18 protein-coding genes and 1 pseudogene are annotated in these 15624 nt (G+C 55.4%); 6 read left to right on the top strand and 13 right to left on the bottom strand.

Annotation, left to right across the window (positions count from 1 at the left end; genetic code table 11):
• Window positions 1–795 precede the first annotated feature (795 nt).
• A complete protein-coding gene (locus tag PGX04_RS02595) occupies window positions 796–1803 on the top strand; it encodes a DMT family transporter (RefSeq protein WP_273737086.1) in 1008 nt (335 codons plus the stop codon).
• Between the two features lie 202 nt (window positions 1804–2005).
• Here PGX04_RS02595 and PGX04_RS02590 read toward each other — a convergent pair whose 3' ends face one another.
• A complete protein-coding gene (locus PGX04_RS02590) occupies window positions 2006–2290 on the bottom strand; it encodes a hypothetical protein (protein ID WP_273737085.1) in 285 nt (94 codons plus the stop codon).
• Between the two features lie 143 nt (window positions 2291–2433).
• Between PGX04_RS02590 and PGX04_RS02585 the strand changes: the two genes are divergently transcribed.
• Window positions 2434–3624: an iron-containing alcohol dehydrogenase gene (locus tag PGX04_RS02585; protein ID WP_273737084.1), complete on the top strand. Its 1191-nt coding sequence runs from the start codon at window positions 2434–2436 to the stop codon at window positions 3622–3624.
• Window positions 3625–3795: 171 nt separating this feature from the next.
• On the opposite strand, the gene PGX04_RS02580 is transcribed toward PGX04_RS02585, so the two are convergent.
• From PGX04_RS02580 to PGX04_RS02565, 4 genes are all read right to left on the bottom strand, one after another.
• Window positions 3796–4938 carry a tyrosine-type recombinase/integrase gene (locus tag PGX04_RS02580; RefSeq protein WP_273737083.1) on the bottom strand — a complete coding sequence of 381 codons (1143 nt, stop codon included), beginning with the start codon at window positions 4936–4938 and terminating at the stop codon, window positions 3796–3798.
• 254 nt (window positions 4939–5192) lie between these two features.
• Window positions 5193–5387: a hypothetical protein gene (locus tag PGX04_RS02575; protein WP_273737082.1), complete on the bottom strand. Its 195-nt coding sequence runs from the start codon at window positions 5385–5387 to the stop codon at window positions 5193–5195.
• Between the two features lie 91 nt (window positions 5388–5478).
• On the bottom strand, window positions 5479–5904 hold the full coding sequence (locus PGX04_RS02570) for a universal stress protein (RefSeq protein WP_273737081.1): 426 nt from the start codon (window positions 5902–5904) through the stop codon (window positions 5479–5481).
• A 100-nt stretch (window positions 5905–6004) separates the two neighbouring features.
• The gene (locus PGX04_RS02565) at window positions 6005–6199 is read right to left on the bottom strand and encodes a hypothetical protein (protein ID WP_273737080.1); all 195 of its coding nucleotides are present in this window, start codon (window positions 6197–6199) and stop codon (window positions 6005–6007) included.
• 89 nt (window positions 6200–6288) lie between these two features.
• Between PGX04_RS02565 and PGX04_RS02560 the strand changes: the two genes are divergently transcribed.
• Both PGX04_RS02560 and PGX04_RS02555 read left to right on the top strand, forming a co-directional pair.
• On the top strand, window positions 6289–6546 hold the full coding sequence (locus PGX04_RS02560; protein WP_273737079.1) for a hypothetical protein: 258 nt from the start codon (window positions 6289–6291) through the stop codon (window positions 6544–6546).
• 382 nt (window positions 6547–6928) lie between these two features.
• Window positions 6929–7336, top strand: a complete 408-nt coding sequence (locus PGX04_RS02555; RefSeq protein WP_273737078.1) for a hypothetical protein — start codon at window positions 6929–6931, stop codon at window positions 7334–7336.
• Between the two features lie 113 nt (window positions 7337–7449).
• Here PGX04_RS02555 and PGX04_RS02550 read toward each other — a convergent pair whose 3' ends face one another.
• Complete coding sequence (locus PGX04_RS02550) at window positions 7450–8013, bottom strand: hypothetical protein (protein WP_273737077.1); 564 nt, start codon at window positions 8011–8013, stop codon at window positions 7450–7452.
• A gap of 374 nt (window positions 8014–8387) precedes the next feature.
• On the opposite strand from PGX04_RS02550, the gene PGX04_RS02545 reads away from it, so the two are divergent.
• Window positions 8388–8531: a hypothetical protein gene (locus PGX04_RS02545; RefSeq protein ID WP_273737076.1), complete on the top strand. Its 144-nt coding sequence runs from the start codon at window positions 8388–8390 to the stop codon at window positions 8529–8531.
• A gap of 5 nt (window positions 8532–8536) precedes the next feature.
• On the opposite strand, the gene PGX04_RS02540 is transcribed toward PGX04_RS02545, so the two are convergent.
• The 7 genes and pseudogenes from PGX04_RS02540 to PGX04_RS02510 all read right to left on the bottom strand — a co-directional run.
• Window positions 8537–9013, bottom strand: a complete 477-nt coding sequence (locus PGX04_RS02540; RefSeq protein ID WP_273737075.1) for a hypothetical protein — start codon at window positions 9011–9013, stop codon at window positions 8537–8539.
• Between the two features lie 52 nt (window positions 9014–9065).
• Entirely contained in the window at window positions 9066–9479 is a 414-nt protein-coding gene (locus PGX04_RS02535; RefSeq protein ID WP_273737074.1) for a DUF7970 domain-containing protein, read from the bottom strand.
• Complete coding sequence (locus tag PGX04_RS02530; protein WP_273737073.1) at window positions 9479–10468, bottom strand: ParA family protein; 990 nt, start codon at window positions 10466–10468, stop codon at window positions 9479–9481. Before PGX04_RS02530 ends, PGX04_RS02535 begins: the two co-directional genes overlap by 1 nt.
• Window positions 10469–11560: 1092 nt before the next feature.
• The gene (locus PGX04_RS02525; protein WP_273737072.1) at window positions 11561–12127 is read right to left on the bottom strand and encodes a PH domain-containing protein; all 567 of its coding nucleotides are present in this window, start codon (window positions 12125–12127) and stop codon (window positions 11561–11563) included.
• Window positions 12128–12387: 260 nt separating this feature from the next.
• The gene (locus tag PGX04_RS02520; protein WP_273737071.1) at window positions 12388–13398 is read right to left on the bottom strand and encodes a patatin-like phospholipase family protein; all 1011 of its coding nucleotides are present in this window, start codon (window positions 13396–13398) and stop codon (window positions 12388–12390) included.
• Between the two features lie 189 nt (window positions 13399–13587).
• On the bottom strand, window positions 13588–14517 hold the full coding sequence (locus PGX04_RS02515) for a M78 family metallopeptidase domain-containing protein (protein WP_273737070.1): 930 nt from the start codon (window positions 14515–14517) through the stop codon (window positions 13588–13590).
• A gap of 109 nt (window positions 14518–14626) precedes the next feature.
• Window positions 14627–14845 (bottom strand): annotated as a pseudogene (locus tag PGX04_RS02510) (DUF6610 family protein); the annotation flags it as partial.
• Window positions 14846–14878: 33 nt separating this feature from the next.
• Between PGX04_RS02510 and PGX04_RS02505 the strand changes: the two are divergent.
• A complete protein-coding gene (locus PGX04_RS02505; protein ID WP_273737069.1) occupies window positions 14879–15589 on the top strand; it encodes a metallophosphoesterase family protein in 711 nt (236 codons plus the stop codon).
• The last annotated feature ends 35 nt before the right edge of the window (window positions 15590–15624 follow it).

Genomic DNA, 15624 nt, shown 5'->3' with positions numbered 1-15624 from the left:
GACTCGTTAGAGTGTAACTTTATTACCTATGGTGATGTTGAATGTTAACATGGAAGGTGATCCATCGTACTGAATGATATCCCGACACGTTGTCCTGCACCGCCTGCCATCATCCACCCCACCTACCCCTTCGATACGGGAGATCCCGCTCGCGGAACCCGGTTTTCCCTGCTTGCACCTACCCTTGCGCGTCTAAAACAGGGTTGTAGATGCGTCTATCCAGCCAAATACGGGAAAAGAGTAGACGTCGAAAGCAGGTCTTTCTTCTGAAGGTGCGCTTCGGACTCGATATACCACCGACGGCGTTCGTCGTCTTGGGAGATATTCGAGGAGTGACCGCTTACCCAACGATCGGGGGTGTCATCGGCAGCTGTTGGTTAACTAAGACCGGCAAGGACTTTCCCGAATCGATCGGTAGATAGCTACATGAGCGATAACTCTGCCAAGACGCATGAGTGCTGAGGATGTGGTCCGCGGCCGGCAATCGATCAAACCGGCACACTGGCGGCTCAGGCGCTAGAACGCGGATTAGCTCAGTGAACTCGACGAAACCTGGCCACTCGAGACTGATACTGAGAGGGGTACAATCTGGATGCCGAGACCAAGGTGATTCTCTGCGACAGTGGGGCAAAATATCAGCCTATCACTCTCGCCCGGAGAACCATGTCTGGTGAATGATTTACATGGATATGCAGCTGTTGGGTCGTGTTATCATAATCCCCGCAAACCGTTTAATTGAGCCCGATATAGACAGTATACCGACTTTGAAATAGTCACATATTACGCAATGATAACATGACAAAGACAGAAGACGTAGTGTTGTTTGGTGCGCTCGCATTTGTCTGGGGGACTGCCTTCACAGCGATCGAAATCGGGCTCGAAACCCTGCCGCCACTCCTCTTCGCAGCAGCTCGATTAGACATTGCTGCGTTCATCTTCATCGGAGCGGTTCTACTCAGCCGGATCCAGTGGCTCCCTCGGACAAAAGCAGACCTGGTACTCATCCTCTCGAACGGTATCCTCGTTATTGGAGCGCACTTTGCGTTTTCCTTTATCGGCCAGAGCTACGTCACGAGCGGTGTCGCCTCGATCGTCCTCAGCGTCTCACCGATAATCACCCCCATCATCGCTATCCAACTCCTCACAACAGAACGGATCTACCTCACCGATGTCATTGGCCTAGGTGCTGGGCTCGCTGGCGTAATCGCGATCGCAATCGCCGGAGGGTCCTTCGACGGACAACTCCTCGGCGTTGGACTGCTCTTGGCGTCCGCGGTTGTCTTCGCGCTTGGATCCGTACTCACGGAACGCTGGACTGCGGTTCTCCCGACGATGTCCCTCCACGCGTGGTCGATGAGTACCGGCGCGGTATTCCTCCATGCCGCCGCCTACGCCTATTCAGGTGCGTCGTTCTGGAGCGTGACGTGGACACCGTCAGCAGCCGCCGCCCTCACATACCTCGGCATCTTCGCGACAGCAGGTGGATTCCTCCTCTACTTCACCTTGCTGAATCGAATTGGTGCAACGAACGTCAGCCTCATCAACTATGCATCACCCGTTGTGGCGACGATCTTCGGTGCATCCCTTCTTGGCGAACAAATCACCATAGTGACTGTCGCCGGATTTGGGCTCATCGTTATCGGATTCGTGTTATGCAATATTCGATCGCTCTGGCGGCTTACCCGGTCTACAAGGGACACGGCCGGAAGTGTTCAATCGCTCAAACGCGATGAAGTCCGCGTCCAAGGGAACGTCTACAAGAAACAGACCGATTCACAGAATCACCTGCAACCAGGTGATTAATTGCCCCTTGCCAGTCGTCTGCAAAACTCCCAACACAAGCTGTAACGTATCAGTGATAGGTCTTTTCAAATGTTCGGCAGAAAATGGTGCGATGACACGGCACCCCGCCAGAGGTGGCAATCACGCAGATGCCCGTTCTGCGTATGCACTAGACTGCGATTCCAGCCCTGAAAAAGTCACGAATACCTCTCAAAAGGCGTGACTACTCGTCGTCACCAGTGTCAGGGAATAGTTCTCTCACGACTTGTAACCGTTGCAGTTCATGGAGTTCATCGGTGATCCGATTCCGTTTCTCTGCAGGAATCCCGTAGAAATCATAGGCGAGGCGCTCTATCTCCCAGTCCATCTCAGAGTCAATCTGGCCGTCACTCTTCGAGGCTTCTCGAACCAGCTCAACGAACTGCTCATACTTCTCCACTTCCTCATCATCATCCCAATCTCTCGCAGAGCGTGTCATAGAAGAGTTCACATAGTCGGTAGTTCCCATCGATCCTGATTGCTGACTCGATTTTTAGAAGGACTGAAAAAATTAGACTGAGTGACTCACTGCGGCACGCTCAGACGGCGATCTCACGACAGTGATCGACGAATGAATATATTTATTTGTTTTTCGAAATATTAGAGAACAATATGCAATCAATTGATTCGCTGTCGGAAACGTACAGCATTCGGAGCCCGGACGTTGTCCACGTCGGGCCAGGTACGACGGCCAAGCTCAAGGCGTTCGCCGCCGAACGGTCGGCGGAGTCGGCACTGGTGATTACCGACGAGGGCGTCGTCGATGCCGGGGTGGCGGACTCCGCCTTTGATGCACTGGAAGCGGCCGGTCTCGAGGTTGTAATCTACGACGGCGTCGAACCCGAACCCAAGCTCCAAATGGCCGAGATGGCGGCTGAGCGTCTGCACAAGGGGGACCACGACCTGGTCGTCGGGCTTGGGGGCGGCAGCAGTCTCGATACTGCCAAACTCGCGTCCGTCCTCGCCGAACACGATCGCCCCGTCCGCGAGATGTTGGGTATGGGCAACGTCCCGGGAGAAGGACGGGAACTGGCGCTCCTGCCGACGACCGCTGGGACCGGCAGTGAGATGACTCATATTGGTGTCTTCAAGGACACCGAGGATGATGGTGCTAAGAAGGTGGTCTACTCGCCCCACCTGTTCGCTGACGCGGCAATCATCGATCCCAACCTGACCAAGTCGCTCCCGCCGGCAGTCGCTGCCGCGACTGGTATGGATGCGCTCACCCATGCAATCGAGGCCTATGTCACGACAATTCGGACACCCTACACGGATGTCCTAGCGAGGGAAGCGATCGAACTGATCGGCGCGAACCTCCGGCCGGCGGTCCATCAAGGGGCGGTCAATGACGATGCGCGCCACGCAATGAGCCTCGGAGCGACCCTCGCCGGACAAGCGTTCGTCAACTCGGGGCTGGGCGCGGTCCATGCGTTGACCTACCCGCTAGGTATGGAGTGTGACCTCGGTCACGGCCAAGCGAACGCTGTCCTCCTTCCGTACGTGATGGAGTACAACGTCGCGACCGAGCCCGAGCGGTTCGCCGAGATTGCACGTCTACTCGGCGAACAGAGCGTCCCTGGCGAATCCATGATAGATTTCGCTTATAGAAGCGTCGATGTCGTGCTCGAACTCAATAAGGATATCAACATTCCCACCGAAATCCGCGAGTTCGCCGACCTCAGCCACGAGGACTTCGAACGGTTCGCCGAGATGGCCATGGAGTACTCAGAACATAACGTAGAGCGAAACCCGCGGACGATGGATCGCGAAGATATCAGCGATATCTTCGAACAGGCATATTGAGCCTATAGAACGGTGAGCTCTAACTCGCCGCCTGCGTGAGGTTATGGACGATGTGCTTCCATGTGAGCTCTCGAAGCTGGCTGCCAGTTCCGGGAGCGAGGTTCGTCGCCATCGTCTTTCACTCAATGTACTTGCAGCTGGAGTGGTCAGAAAACTATTCGATAGGATAGACTACTCCCGTACCTCATCGATACTGTCGGACACGTCCTTCATTTGTAGGTCCGTGTACGACTCGTGAGTGGTTTCGATCGATTTGTGACGTAACGCCTCTTGGGCTTTTTCAGACATGCCGCTGGCGTACAGGTCGCGCCCAAGCGCCCGTCGTGCGCCGTGCAGTGTGAGATAATCGTAGTCGCCGTCAGGATCGATGTTCGCCTCTTCCGTGAGTCGTTTCAACAACCGGCGAACGCCCTCTTTCGAGATTGACGGCGGCGGCACCTCGTGTTCCCGGTGTAGCCGCTCGAGGACCGTAGTCTTTCCCTCGTCACCCCGAGACTCGAGTGCGGAAGATACCCGTTCCTCGCCGAGTATCGCCTCGAGTACATCCTTTTTCGATCTGTAGTGGCCAGTCGGGAACACAGGCCACTCGTCGGTCGGCGGCTCGAGGTAGTCGTACCAGCGCTCGAGGACGCTATGAACGCTTTCGGGAAACGGTGCGTCTTCGTACTCGCGAGACTTTCCGTACACTTCGATGAGCCGCTTTTCGAAATCGACGTCCGACCAGCAGAGCCCGGGCCGTTTCTCGTCTTTCGGATCGGCGAACAGCTCGGCCCCACGAGCGCCGGTCCCGCCGAGCATCACCACGATCGCCCGGTCGCGCATCGCCGTCTTTGTGTCGGTGCGGATGGTCCCCTCAAGCGCCATGTCGACGCGCTTGGTTGCGTAGGCCTCGAGTTGCTTTCGGTCGTCCTTGCTCCAGTACTGTGTCTTTCGCTTCCCGTCGTCTTGGGGAAGCGGGTCCATTGCCGTATTCGTGTTCGCGGGATTCGTCTCGAGGTGCTGTTCGCGGACACACCACGAAAGGAACGCCCGGACGTAGGCGAAGTACGTCTGTGCCGTCGACGCCGCGAGTTCCTCGTTGATCTTGGACCGGTCGTATAGGGTCTCACTGTAGTCGCGGAGATCCTGGTCGGTCAGCTCGTCTACGCGATCGACACCACGTTTGTCCTTGCAGTGGTCGGCGAACGCAACCAGCGGCGAGCGCATGGTCGTCTCCGAGCCGTCGGCTTTGATCTTGTATTTCAGGTAGTCTGTGACCGCTTTGTGGACGGTCGTACCCTCGGAGTTACGCCGTCTCTTGCTGGGAGAAGACATTCGTATGTGGGGTACAGTATCGACCCTAGTAAAGTCCCTTGGTTAAACTGCTCTTTAGACAAGTAACATGAATAGGGCCTAAATCGCTTGTTTTCGGTACGTTCGAGTGGTCTACAGTACAGTATCTCAAACTATATACTGTATAGCGCTATATGGATGTTCTTCTACTTCCGCTAGGTATAGATCAGCCGAAAATCAACGTCAGACACACTCTGGAGACCGTACACGAAACGAAGGGGTCCAAACCGAACCGGTCAGCCGGCCGTATCGTAGTCGTCGAGCGCCCCCACCTCCACCAAGTCGTCGTACTCGAGACGCGACAGTCGCTCGAGGGCGTGATCCTCGCAGTAGTATTCCTCGTTCAGCGACCCTGTCTCGCGGAAGTACACGAGCATCCGTTTGGCGGCCAACTTGGGACAGTCGTCGTCTCGGTGTTCGCAGTGGAGCATTCGTCTACACGACAGTCTGAGCCGCCGAACGGTTATAGTAGACGGCCGGGTGTCTGGAGAGCGTCTACACGAAGTAAAGGAGTGAGAAGAATTACCGAACAATAGTCACTGGAACTGGTGAGCGCCGTGTCACGGCCTCCGCAACGCTTCCAAGGAGGATACGACTGGCACCGGACCGTCCATGGCTCCCCATGACGACGTGATCGATATCATTCTCATCTATATACTCATGAATTGTCTGAATTGGTAGCCCCGTCTCGAGTTCGGTTTCAATGACAGTCCCATGGTCGACTGCAGTTTGACGAGTGCGCTCGAGTAGTTCTTCCGCTCTGTTGCGTAGTTGTTGGATGTACTCTTCATTAAAGCGATAACCTTCGTCGCCGTACATGGCGATTTGATTGACGTCGATCACGTGGAGGACTGTAAGGTTGTCATCCGAATATTCTTGTAGAGCATATTCGAGCGCTTTAGTTGACTGACTTGAATGGTCAACTGGAACGAGGATATTGCGCACCATGGTAGATATTGGCACCCGACCTATAAATCGCCATCTGTCTGTCAAATAGGCCTACTTTCCCGCATTCCCTCTCTTGTGGTTATTTGTACCGCCTCGAGAGCTAACGTGGCAGTTCGGACTTCACCGCTATCCCGCTGCGAAAGCGCATCCCCGATACCCGGCCCGTGACTCGCGGCGATCTCGCCGGCCAGCACCTACGCTCGAGCCGCCCGTTCGGGTTGGACCTCCTTTTTCGACCCGGGTGGTATTCGACGAGCGCCTCGACGGCGGGGAAGTCTTCTTGTGGGGTTCGCATCGCCGCGATTGGGCTCAGCTTCCGATAAAAAGCGTCGAGATCTCTGGCCCGTGTGAACGTTTATCACTCTCTGTCCCCTACCATTTCTCATGGCCAACGAAACCCTAGTATACACTGCCTTGCTCCTCAGTATGGTTCTCGGTGCCGTAATTGTCGTGGGAGGGATATTCTTCCAGAATGGTATCGGGGCGATAGCAGCACTTGGGAGTGTTTTTATATTACTATGCGTCGGTGGGTTAGCGTATTTAGCAAGCGAGAGCGAGACCGAGGCCGCGGTCGATACCTCGACGCCGACAGAAAAGAAAGCCGAAGAGTCCGAATTGAGGCACGAAAGCAAAACTGGGTGAGGTATCAGGACTCATTCCGTGCACTGTGGAATGCTTCTCAAGTACAATTAATTGATCGCGCCACAAAGCTGTCTATTGTCTCCGGGTGTGGTACAGAAGCTTTCACACCACTGCCGACCACGGCATTGCAACAGCGTGCACTGGGTGCACGGAATTCTAAGAGCATTAGAGGAGCGTATCGTGAACGATCATTTCTCACCCAATCCAAAACTCTAGACCGCTTTGCGACATGACCGATCCATTGAGTTCGCCGCGTTCACAAACATCGCCGCTGTCTTCCTGATAACGCTCATCAGCGTTGGATTAGTCTCACAGACTGACCTTGCTGGACAGACGTTAGCGTACGTCACTCAGCAGTACCTGAGCGCCGAACTGTTGGTTGTTGCCGGCGCCGGCGCTTGCGGGTATCACGACTGTCATCGGCTGTCTGGCCGTGTACATCCGTCTGCTGAAGGCTGCCACTACGGACGGTATCCTCCCGCGCTGGGTCGGTCGAGAGAACCGGAACGGAGAACCGATCTACGTGCTCCTAGTCCTGTATGCCGCGTCGGTGGCGACGGTGTTCCTGAACATCCCGCTCCAAGTCCTGGCTAGTGGCGTCACGCTCGCCGTTGTGACGATGTTTATCCTCGTCACCATGGTCGGCATCAGGCTGCCGTCGCAGTTCTCAGAGGTGTTTGAGCGCGACGCCGTCCGCGTGAACCGGTACCTCTCACCCCGCATCGTCCGCAATGCGTCGGCGGTTGCGCTGGCGATCATAGAGAAGGCAACTGCGATGGGAATAAAGTAAGCCGATTGCTGTGACTAAGTTACTGCAGCCATCGACTACTTGGTAGCTCCAAAAACGATTGTCAAATACCTCTGCTGTGTAAATTACAGATAAATCTATAAAAGAGATAGGACCTATTCGATCTCAATCGACCACTCGCCGTCAGATTTAATCTCTATATAGCCGACCCCCTCGTAATCAAACGCAGATGGATTGTTGATGCTGTCTTCGTGGAACACAAACGCGCGGGAGTCACCCGTCGGCGAGAGGACATTGACACTAATGCGCTCCCCATCGCAGTCGCCGGAGGGCTGGTGGGTGCCGACGAACTCAAAGGGACCGTGGACCTCATTTCCAGTGCCGTTGATGGAGAGGGGCGGGCTTTCTCCACTGGTCGGACGTGGCTGTTTGATGGTCACCTCCCAGCCACCATCGGCGACGACGCTAAGTTGGTAGGTCCCTTCATCGATATGGCGGGCTGTCTGTCCAGCGTATGTTCCTGATGAGTCGGCAAACACCTTGCCAGCGTCGCTGTTCTCGGGAATGAGACGGACTTCAAAGTCATCTTCCCCTTCATGCGTAGCGTCAACAACGATGAGACCACCCTGGATAGAAACGTCGTTGCTGGCCTCCGGTCCTGTGCCGGAAAATTTCTGCTCCTCCGGTCCGTCCGGAGTCTCTTCCTCCTCTTCGTTCACCGTACTGTTTCCGTTGCCATCAGCAGTGTCATTATCCTCAGCTGCATTGTTCGTGCAGCCAGCGAGCGGGAGAGTAAGACCTCCCAATGCAACTAGTTGCACGACCTGTCTTCGGTTCATCTGAGAAAGGTTATACCATCGAGTCCAATATAAGAATCAGATGAAGTTGCAGAAAGTGAAGATGATAGCAGAACGCTAACGATCCAGTACCGATTCACCTTTCCTATAGCCGTGTGTAATGGTCGTGGGTTTCGGAATTCTAAACATACACGCTTAATCCTACTTCCGCGGTTTAATCTGAACGAGTAGCACGATTTTCCTGGAGACGGTGCAGCCTGTCGGTTTTGATTGACGAGCCGGGAAGACGTCACCGATTGAACACGCTTCACCGTGGTGCCGACCGGAACGCGGAGTACGACGGCTGTAAGACCTACACCGAAGCGAACGTCGCCGCTGCGCGAGACGATCGGGCACAGCGCGAGGGCGGCCAGCGGAATCTGGCCGGCGAGTACGAGTGACCGGATTAGGCGTAGCGCGCCCCTTCTTGGATTTGGCCGTTGAGATGCGTGAAAAGCCCCAACGCGAGCAGCATCGAAATCGCAACGAGATGGAGCGAGACGGTCGTCACACTGAATGTGCTACCAAGAAGATGGGCAGACGCAATTGAGGCACCCGCAGCGGCAGGGATCGTGATAAGTTGGAACAGCGTTGTGAAGCTTATCGTAATCGCTGCGACGATCACTGCATGGAGAACACGATCAACCCGAGCTGTCGGATTCGGAGTGCCGATTTTCCTACTAACTGGAGCTGTGATGTTGTCCAGCCATCTCTCGCCTAACTCCCTGATTAAGGCCGGATCTTGTGACTCTATACCACAGTAGGAGCCGATCTTGTCCGTTCCGAGGATCGCTGCTAGACCGATCGCAGACCACTTTATACCGAACAGTATCAGCCCCCAGAAAATGGCTACTGTCTGTGCGTACATCTCAATCTGGACCATAGTCTTACATCAACTCGATTGACTAAAAAGGTAAGATAGGAATTGGTGCCATCTAATCCGTAATCCCGTACCCTTCCGATCGCATGAGTTCGGCGACCGCTTCGGGATTCTCGAAAGCGTATTTCAGTGCGAACTCCCGAGCGTCCGTTTTCGATACCTCGCCTGTCTCGAGGGCGTCCGCGAGGTCGTTGCGAAACGCCGACTCCTGGTCGCTCACGTCGCTCCGAAGGTGGACCTCGATTCGCTCGTCGCGCTCGTCTCCGACCTTGCTCCGACGGACGAAGTACGGATACTCGTGCTCGTCGTCGGGTTCGGGTTCCGGTTCGGTGGTCGTCGGTTCGGACTGTGGGTCGGCACGATCGCCGCGGCCGTCGTCACTCGAGTCGGGTCGCCGAGGGTCGTCGTCGGGTTCGTCTGAGTCGTCACCGCTGAAATCGAGACTTCCCGAACCCTTTTTCATCGGCATTAGGCCGTCACCTCGCGTTCGGCGTCGTCAATGGTGAACGTCCGCTCGCCGTGGTCGTCAATATCCAGCGTGAGTCGCGGATCAACCTCGGCGTCGAAGGTCTCGGTTGCGACGAACGCAGCCAGCTCGTAGATATCTCGAAGCGTCTCGAGTTCGCGGTCGTAGACGCCACGTTTGCCGGGCTCGCTGACCATTTCGCCGTCTTGTTCGAAGGTTTTCCACCGTTCTTCGATCACTTTGTACGCCGACCCGCGGGCCTCCCACATGGCGTCCATGAGGCTTTCACGGGCAGGTATCGCAACCGGCGTCGAATACATATCGTTGTTTTCGAACTGTTTGGTGTACTGCGTGTGAGCGTTCGTCTGGCCGATCGCCGTCGGCACGACACACGACAGGCCGACTTCGATATCCAGTTGGTCGCTCATGTTCTCAACCATTTCCTCGAGTCCGTCGAGACTGAGATTTCCTTTTCCCGCGGGCTTGACCGGCGCGACGAGCGTTCGCAGCGCGTAGATCGCGTTGTACAGCAAGTCCTCGGCACGAGCGTTCGGGTCGATGAGTACCGCGTCGTACTGATCCTGTAGCTGCTGTTCGTTCCACAGCAGATCATACAGCAGTTCGAAGCGCGGGAACTCGTCGCGAGTCATGTCCTTCATGCCCGTCTCGTAGGCGATCTTTTGCTCGAGGTTCGACGTGAAGTCACCGAGCATGTCATGGCTCGGAATCACGTCGACGCCTTCCTCAGAGGTCTCGATAAGGTCCTCGAAGTCGCCGTCCGGCATTTCGAGGATGTGTCTCACGAGGTTGTCGGCGTCTGAATCGCTACGATTCTCGCCCACGTCGAACAGACTCGTCAAGTTGCCCTCCTGTGGATCTAAGTCGATCACGCAGGCGTCGAGCCCCATCCGCTCGAGGCTGACCGCAAGGTTCGCCGTGGTGGTGGTTTTGAACGTCCCGCCCGATTCCGAGTAGACGACTACAGATATCATCAACAGACGGTACAGTCAATACATACATAAATCTGTTTCAGGCAACTGGTACAATTCTCTGGTACACACTTCTGGCACAGTCGTCTGTTCCAAGTATCTGTTACAGTCGTCTGTAACGGTGCCGTCTTGTGGTTTGCTCCGGTAATACAGTATTACTTACGAGTAAGATAGTCTATCCTCGAGTAATACGGTACTATTCGCCGCTTCAAAAGCCGCCACCGTGACGGTCGGTCTCGACAGGGGGCAACAAAGCAACCTTCGAGCGACCGGCAGACGTGACGGCCAGCGCTGGCTTTCGACTAGCGAGGCATAGCCGTTGTGGTGGCAACCGTCACGAACCAATTTCTGTTGGCAGTGAACTCAACCCGGTTGCGACCCTCTGTACATCTGTCGCGTCTCATCCCATCGCGACGTGTCCCGCCAACTCCCCCCAGTCATCTATCGGCGGGCTTTTTCAAGGCCCCCGATATCGGGCCATAGAGTCCTTATCAGTGGTCGTGATAGTCCCAACTGTCGCGTGGCCATGCGCGACGTCTGCTCATCCCGTCCGGCGTCAGTCGTTGCCCACGCTACGCCGGGCGCTCCGTTGTTCAATTTGGGAGTTTGAGCTGCCGAGTGATAAGTAGTCCTTGAGCCCGTGCGAGATCCGTCCGGGCTATTGGTCAGTGTGTAACTCGATGGGATAAGATCGCCTCTCATAGAATTCCTGTGCGAGTTGCATATAGTCAGAGATCGTCTCTGAATCGAGTAATCCGTTGTATCTGTTATAGGATTAGGTTTCCCTGTCAGCAAAATCGGGAAGTCGCGGTAGGCTTATCGGCACTGTTTCGAATCTTGTTTGCCGATCGGATTTGCTCGTCGTGATCGCCGAAATCGCCCGGGTTCTTCAGCAATAGTATATCCTATAGGAATAGCTACAGCCAGTAGATCAGAATAACTATGGGCAATTCTGTGTGTGACGTGCGTTTGGGTCTATAGGGTTTCCAATAGGAAACGCAATATGTCCAAAACGATGCGAGCCGCCGCCTTCCTCGTCGACCGCGGCCGCGAACGCTATATCATCGGTCTGAGAAGCGAAACAACAGAGAAGAGCTAAGTCGGTTGTGTGGTAGTATCTGCCCTGCTCTGTTCGCTGAGCAGTTGTGTCAGCGTCGATTTGATCCGCTCGGGATCCGGCACATTTCGGAATGTAAGGTCCTCGGTGCTCGTCCCGGCGGTGTATACGCGTACATCGCCAAACGAGAGTATCCGCTCGAGGATCGTTTGCTCGTAGCCAGTGTTCTGGACGCGATCGAGACGGATCTGGGTAACGTCTCGGGAGATGAGCCCATATTTGACGTAAATCTCTTCGTCGGTAATCACGTACAGCAGCCGCAGCCACTCCAAATACGTCTTCCCGACGATCATCACGCCGACCACAGTGAGGACAAGCGGGAGGAATCCAACCCACGCCAGCAGCGCTTGCCCGGCAAGCACTGACTGAAGGACCACTGTGCCAACGATCCCGCCGAGCACGAATAAGAGGCCACCGATGATCGAGAACAGGATCGTGAATCGCGACGGCCGCCCAGACCACTGCACTTCTTCACCCTCTGTCAAGTGAAGCCAGTCTGCGTCTTCGACGTTTTCTCGGGGCCTCAGGGCGGCTTTCAGCGACATCGATCATCACGCTCCCTGGTCGTCTGTGAGCACTTTCCTCGCCAGTCGAAGATATCGCGTTGGCGCGCCCAGTACTGTATTCGCTTTCGTGTTACCATATGTAATTTCCCTCTTCTGGGGTTCTTATCTAGACCGATATATGTGTAATGGCGATCCCCTCATCATCAGTGGCTAACAATTTTGAGAGGGATCGATAAGTACAGGTGAAGGAGTTACCGGATGGACTGTCGGTTTCATTGATCCATAACGGACCGTCACAACTATCCCGCTTTCGAACTCGTATCTCGACTCCACTCCTCGAGGAACTGCTCGGCGCGTCGTTCGCCCCGACGAATGAGGGTATTGATGAATTCTGGATTTCGGTCGAGTTTTGAGGGTGCCGATAGATCTCCGCCGAGGGCAAGTTTTCTGACCTCGACACGCTTGTACTCGGCAGGGAGACTCCCTCGCTCAATCAACTGATTGATCCGTTCAATAAAATATATTTCCTGATACAGCGAGAGATTCCCAGCCAGTTCGTTACGGCGATCGCTGATGTCCTCGACCGACTTCGGGACCTTCTTGCGGCGTTTGGGATTGATCTGGATGATCCAAATCTCGTCCGGTTTCTCTCTCGGTTCGTCAGGAATCGTCAAGAAGTCGCGGATCGGTGGATTCTGTGAGAACAACCCGTCCCAATACCAGTGGCCACCAATTTCGACCGCCTCAAATAACGTCGGGATTGCCGCCGAGGCGAGGACCGCCTCGGCCGTCACTTCTTCGTTTCGGAAGGTGTCGAACTCGCCCTCCGTCACGTCAGCCGCCCCGATGATCAGATCAACCTCGGCACCGTCCGCGAGTTCGGGAACCCGATCGAACTCGACGTGCGCTTCGAGAGTGCTGAGAAACCGGTCACGTCCGTCTGAGGTGAACGGCAATTCATACGGGCTGACCATTATCAGCGGCCCTCCACGTGCGGCGAACTGCGCCAGTCTGACGGCCCATTCGTTGGCGATCCTGTCGAACGGAGACTGAGCCGAAAAGTCCCGCCAGATTCCCTCGAGCATCTCGATAGCACGGTCCGCTCCGCCGGCGAGAAACCCGTACCAAGCGGCGGTCGCGCAGACCGCCCCGCCGGAGGTTCCGCTCAACCCGATGAGTTCGTATGATCGATCGTCGTGTTCGTCGAGGAGTCGTTTGAGTACCCCTGCGGTGTAAGCGGTGTGGCTGCCCCCGCCCTGACATGCTATTGCGACCCGAGTGGAGTCATCGATGACCATGCTGGCACTCATATCCCTCGATACGGGGTAACACTACGTAAAATAGAAACACTGTAGTACGTCCAATATCCAGCACCGGTCTGTGCTGTTACTGTCTCAATAGTTGATGTGAGTCGTGCAAACTCGGTTCAGCGGAATCGTAACGTTTGCATCTGTAGTGTGCGTGTGTTTCACGCTAAAATATATCTGAAGAATAGGATTTCAACAGAGTCGTTCGAACGTGTCGATTAGCTCTTGGGCCGTGTTGCTAATCCGGCCAAGCCGGTCAGAGATCGCCTCGGAATCGTCACCGTTCCACGCCGCAAGGTAGAACGCTGATCCACTCATATCCAGCTCGAAGTAGCGCCCCACAACGTACGCAACGGCTTCGGCTTCCAGCTCGCGTTTTGACCGCTCATCACGATCCTCAATATCAAAGTGCAACAAGGCGTGGGCGAACTCGTGGATGAGTGTCCCAGCGAGATCCGCTTGGTTGTCTCGATCTTTTACTTCGACTCGCGGGCGCATGGTCATCGGACAGCGTTGCTTGCAGACTCCCTTCGCTTCCCCGTAGTTCCACTCGTCAGGGGAGACAATCTGTGCGTCGACATCCAGCTGCTCTGCACTCTCAAGGAGGGCTGGCACCAGATTACTAGCATCACCATATGCTTCGGTTTCGAGATCAGGAAGCGGCTTTCCGTCGGTCTGCGAGACATCGAAGACAGCGGTCGGTTTGAACCCGACGAGTCCTTTCGACCACTTCTCGGGTGGTGTCTCGTCGTACTCACAGGAACTGTTCTCGTGGTAACTCGGGGAGTTTCCGCACTCAGGGCACTGTTTCGTGATGATCGGAGCCCAGATCCAGATCGCGCTCTCGCCTTCCTGAACGTGCCGGTCGAACTCGGTGCGCCACGTGTTGTACCCCGCAACCCGGGTTGCGCGGGGATACTGGTGCTTGATCAGGAGCGTGTTCCGGTAGGAGTAGTCGTGGAAGTGGCTCTGCACATCGAGCCAGGCTTTGAACTCCTCACTGGCCGCCGCCTCGTCGACGAGATCGACAAGGTCGTCAACCCAGGTTTTGATCGTCTCATTCATCTCGTCGCTGCGCGTCTCGGTCTCGGTGAACGAAGCTGGTCGCTCTGTTACAGACATTGGAATCACTCGTGTTGACGCTCTCACCTGTTCGAAAGCGCCTCACCCCTCTCAGGGGGACGACCAACACCACATTCATCGCACACCAGACTTCGAGTGAAAAATCGGCTCACGGCGGCATGAAGACGCTCCGCTCATCGACGATCTCCTCGAGTCGATTCTGCGTCCGGTGCTCGAAGTAACAGTCGTACGAGCAGTACCCGTAGATCTCACCAGTATCGTACTCGGCTACGAACGGGCCACGATTGGTTATCCAGACGTTCGCTCCACAGGCTGCACACGCCGCACTTGAGAGGTCGCTCGGCGTTGGTCCCTCGTACTCGAGATCGAACACAAAGGCGTTCGCCCGGTCAGCCGCCGAGTGAAACTACTCTACCTTACTGATACTCATCTGGGGAAGCAAACAGGCGGTTACAAGAAAAATTCCTGGAAGATCGACACTGTCGCTGGATTCAACGCTGCAATTGACCTTGCCATCGAGCAGGGTGTCGACGCCGTTGTTCACACTGGCGATATCTTCCACAACGATGCTATGAACGGGATTCCGGATTCGATCGAAGAAGCGTGCCATGATGGTATCACTGAACTGGCGAACGCCGAGAATCCGTTCTACTTCATCTACGGCAACCATGCACAGAAGAAGGGACTGGTCTGTCTCGAACAGTTCTGTGGTGCAGGGTTGGCTCCCCATCTTTGCTCCCGCCCCGTCGTGATCGGTGATGCCGTCGCACTCTATGGGATCGACTATCAGAAATCGTGGGATCACGGTCAGCTGGGTTTTGAACGTCCACCAAGCGGGGTCGCGACTCTCCTCTGTATGCATCAATCGGTCGCACCGCTCACCGGAAATCCGAATCCAGATTGTCACCTGCAGGAGATTCTCGAAGAGAGCACGATTTCGATGGACGGGCTTGCTCTCGGCCATCTTCATACGAACGCTGAGAAGAAATTGAATGGCTGCTCCGCGTTTTGTGGTGGGGCGATAGAACAACTGACTAGCGATCTTGAGCCAAGCGTCAAAACCATTACTGTCGAGAAGGGAGAGATCCGCCGTGAACGGCATCTCTTGTAAGTCAAGGGGGGCGCTGTTCAGATAAGGTCTGAAAA

Source organism: Natrinema soli, assembly GCF_028618695.1.
The sequence above is the reverse complement of the archived record's forward strand: the minus strand, read 5'-3'. Positions and strand labels throughout refer to the sequence as shown.

Excerpts from the sequence above, each read along its gene's own strand:
- PGX04_RS02570 (WP_273737081.1), bottom strand. The coding sequence starts at position 5,904 with ATGGTGCGCAATATCCTCGTTCCAGTTGACCATTCAAGTCAGTCAACT.
- PGX04_RS02575 (WP_273737082.1), bottom strand. The coding sequence starts at position 5,387 with ATGCTCCACTGCGAACACCGAGACGACGACTGTCCCAAGTTGGCCGCC.
- PGX04_RS02515 (WP_273737070.1), bottom strand. The coding sequence starts at position 14,517 with ATGTCTGTAACAGAGCGACCAGCTTCGTTCACCGAGACCGAGACGCGC.
- PGX04_RS02595 (WP_273737086.1), top strand. The coding sequence starts at position 796 with ATGACAAAGACAGAAGACGTAGTGTTGTTTGGTGCGCTCGCATTTGTC.
- PGX04_RS02565 (WP_273737080.1), bottom strand. The coding sequence starts at position 6,199 with ATGCGAACCCCACAAGAAGACTTCCCCGCCGTCGAGGCGCTCGTCGAA.
- PGX04_RS02530 (WP_273737073.1), bottom strand. The coding sequence starts at position 10,468 with ATGATATCTGTAGTCGTCTACTCGGAATCGGGCGGGACGTTCAAAACC.
- PGX04_RS02540 (WP_273737075.1), bottom strand. The coding sequence starts at position 9,013 with ATGGTCCAGATTGAGATGTACGCACAGACAGTAGCCATTTTCTGGGGG.
- PGX04_RS02525 (WP_273737072.1), bottom strand. The coding sequence starts at position 12,127 with ATGTCGCTGAAAGCCGCCCTGAGGCCCCGAGAAAACGTCGAAGACGCA.
- PGX04_RS02590 (WP_273737085.1), bottom strand. The coding sequence starts at position 2,290 with ATGGGAACTACCGACTATGTGAACTCTTCTATGACACGCTCTGCGAGA.
- PGX04_RS02535 (WP_273737074.1), bottom strand. The coding sequence starts at position 9,479 with ATGCCGATGAAAAAGGGTTCGGGAAGTCTCGATTTCAGCGGTGACGAC.
- PGX04_RS02585 (WP_273737084.1), top strand. The coding sequence starts at position 2,434 with ATGCAATCAATTGATTCGCTGTCGGAAACGTACAGCATTCGGAGCCCG.
- PGX04_RS02560 (WP_273737079.1), top strand. The coding sequence starts at position 6,289 with ATGGCCAACGAAACCCTAGTATACACTGCCTTGCTCCTCAGTATGGTT.
- PGX04_RS02580 (WP_273737083.1), bottom strand. The coding sequence starts at position 4,938 with ATGTCTTCTCCCAGCAAGAGACGGCGTAACTCCGAGGGTACGACCGTC.
- PGX04_RS02520 (WP_273737071.1), bottom strand. The coding sequence starts at position 13,398 with ATGAGTGCCAGCATGGTCATCGATGACTCCACTCGGGTCGCAATAGCA.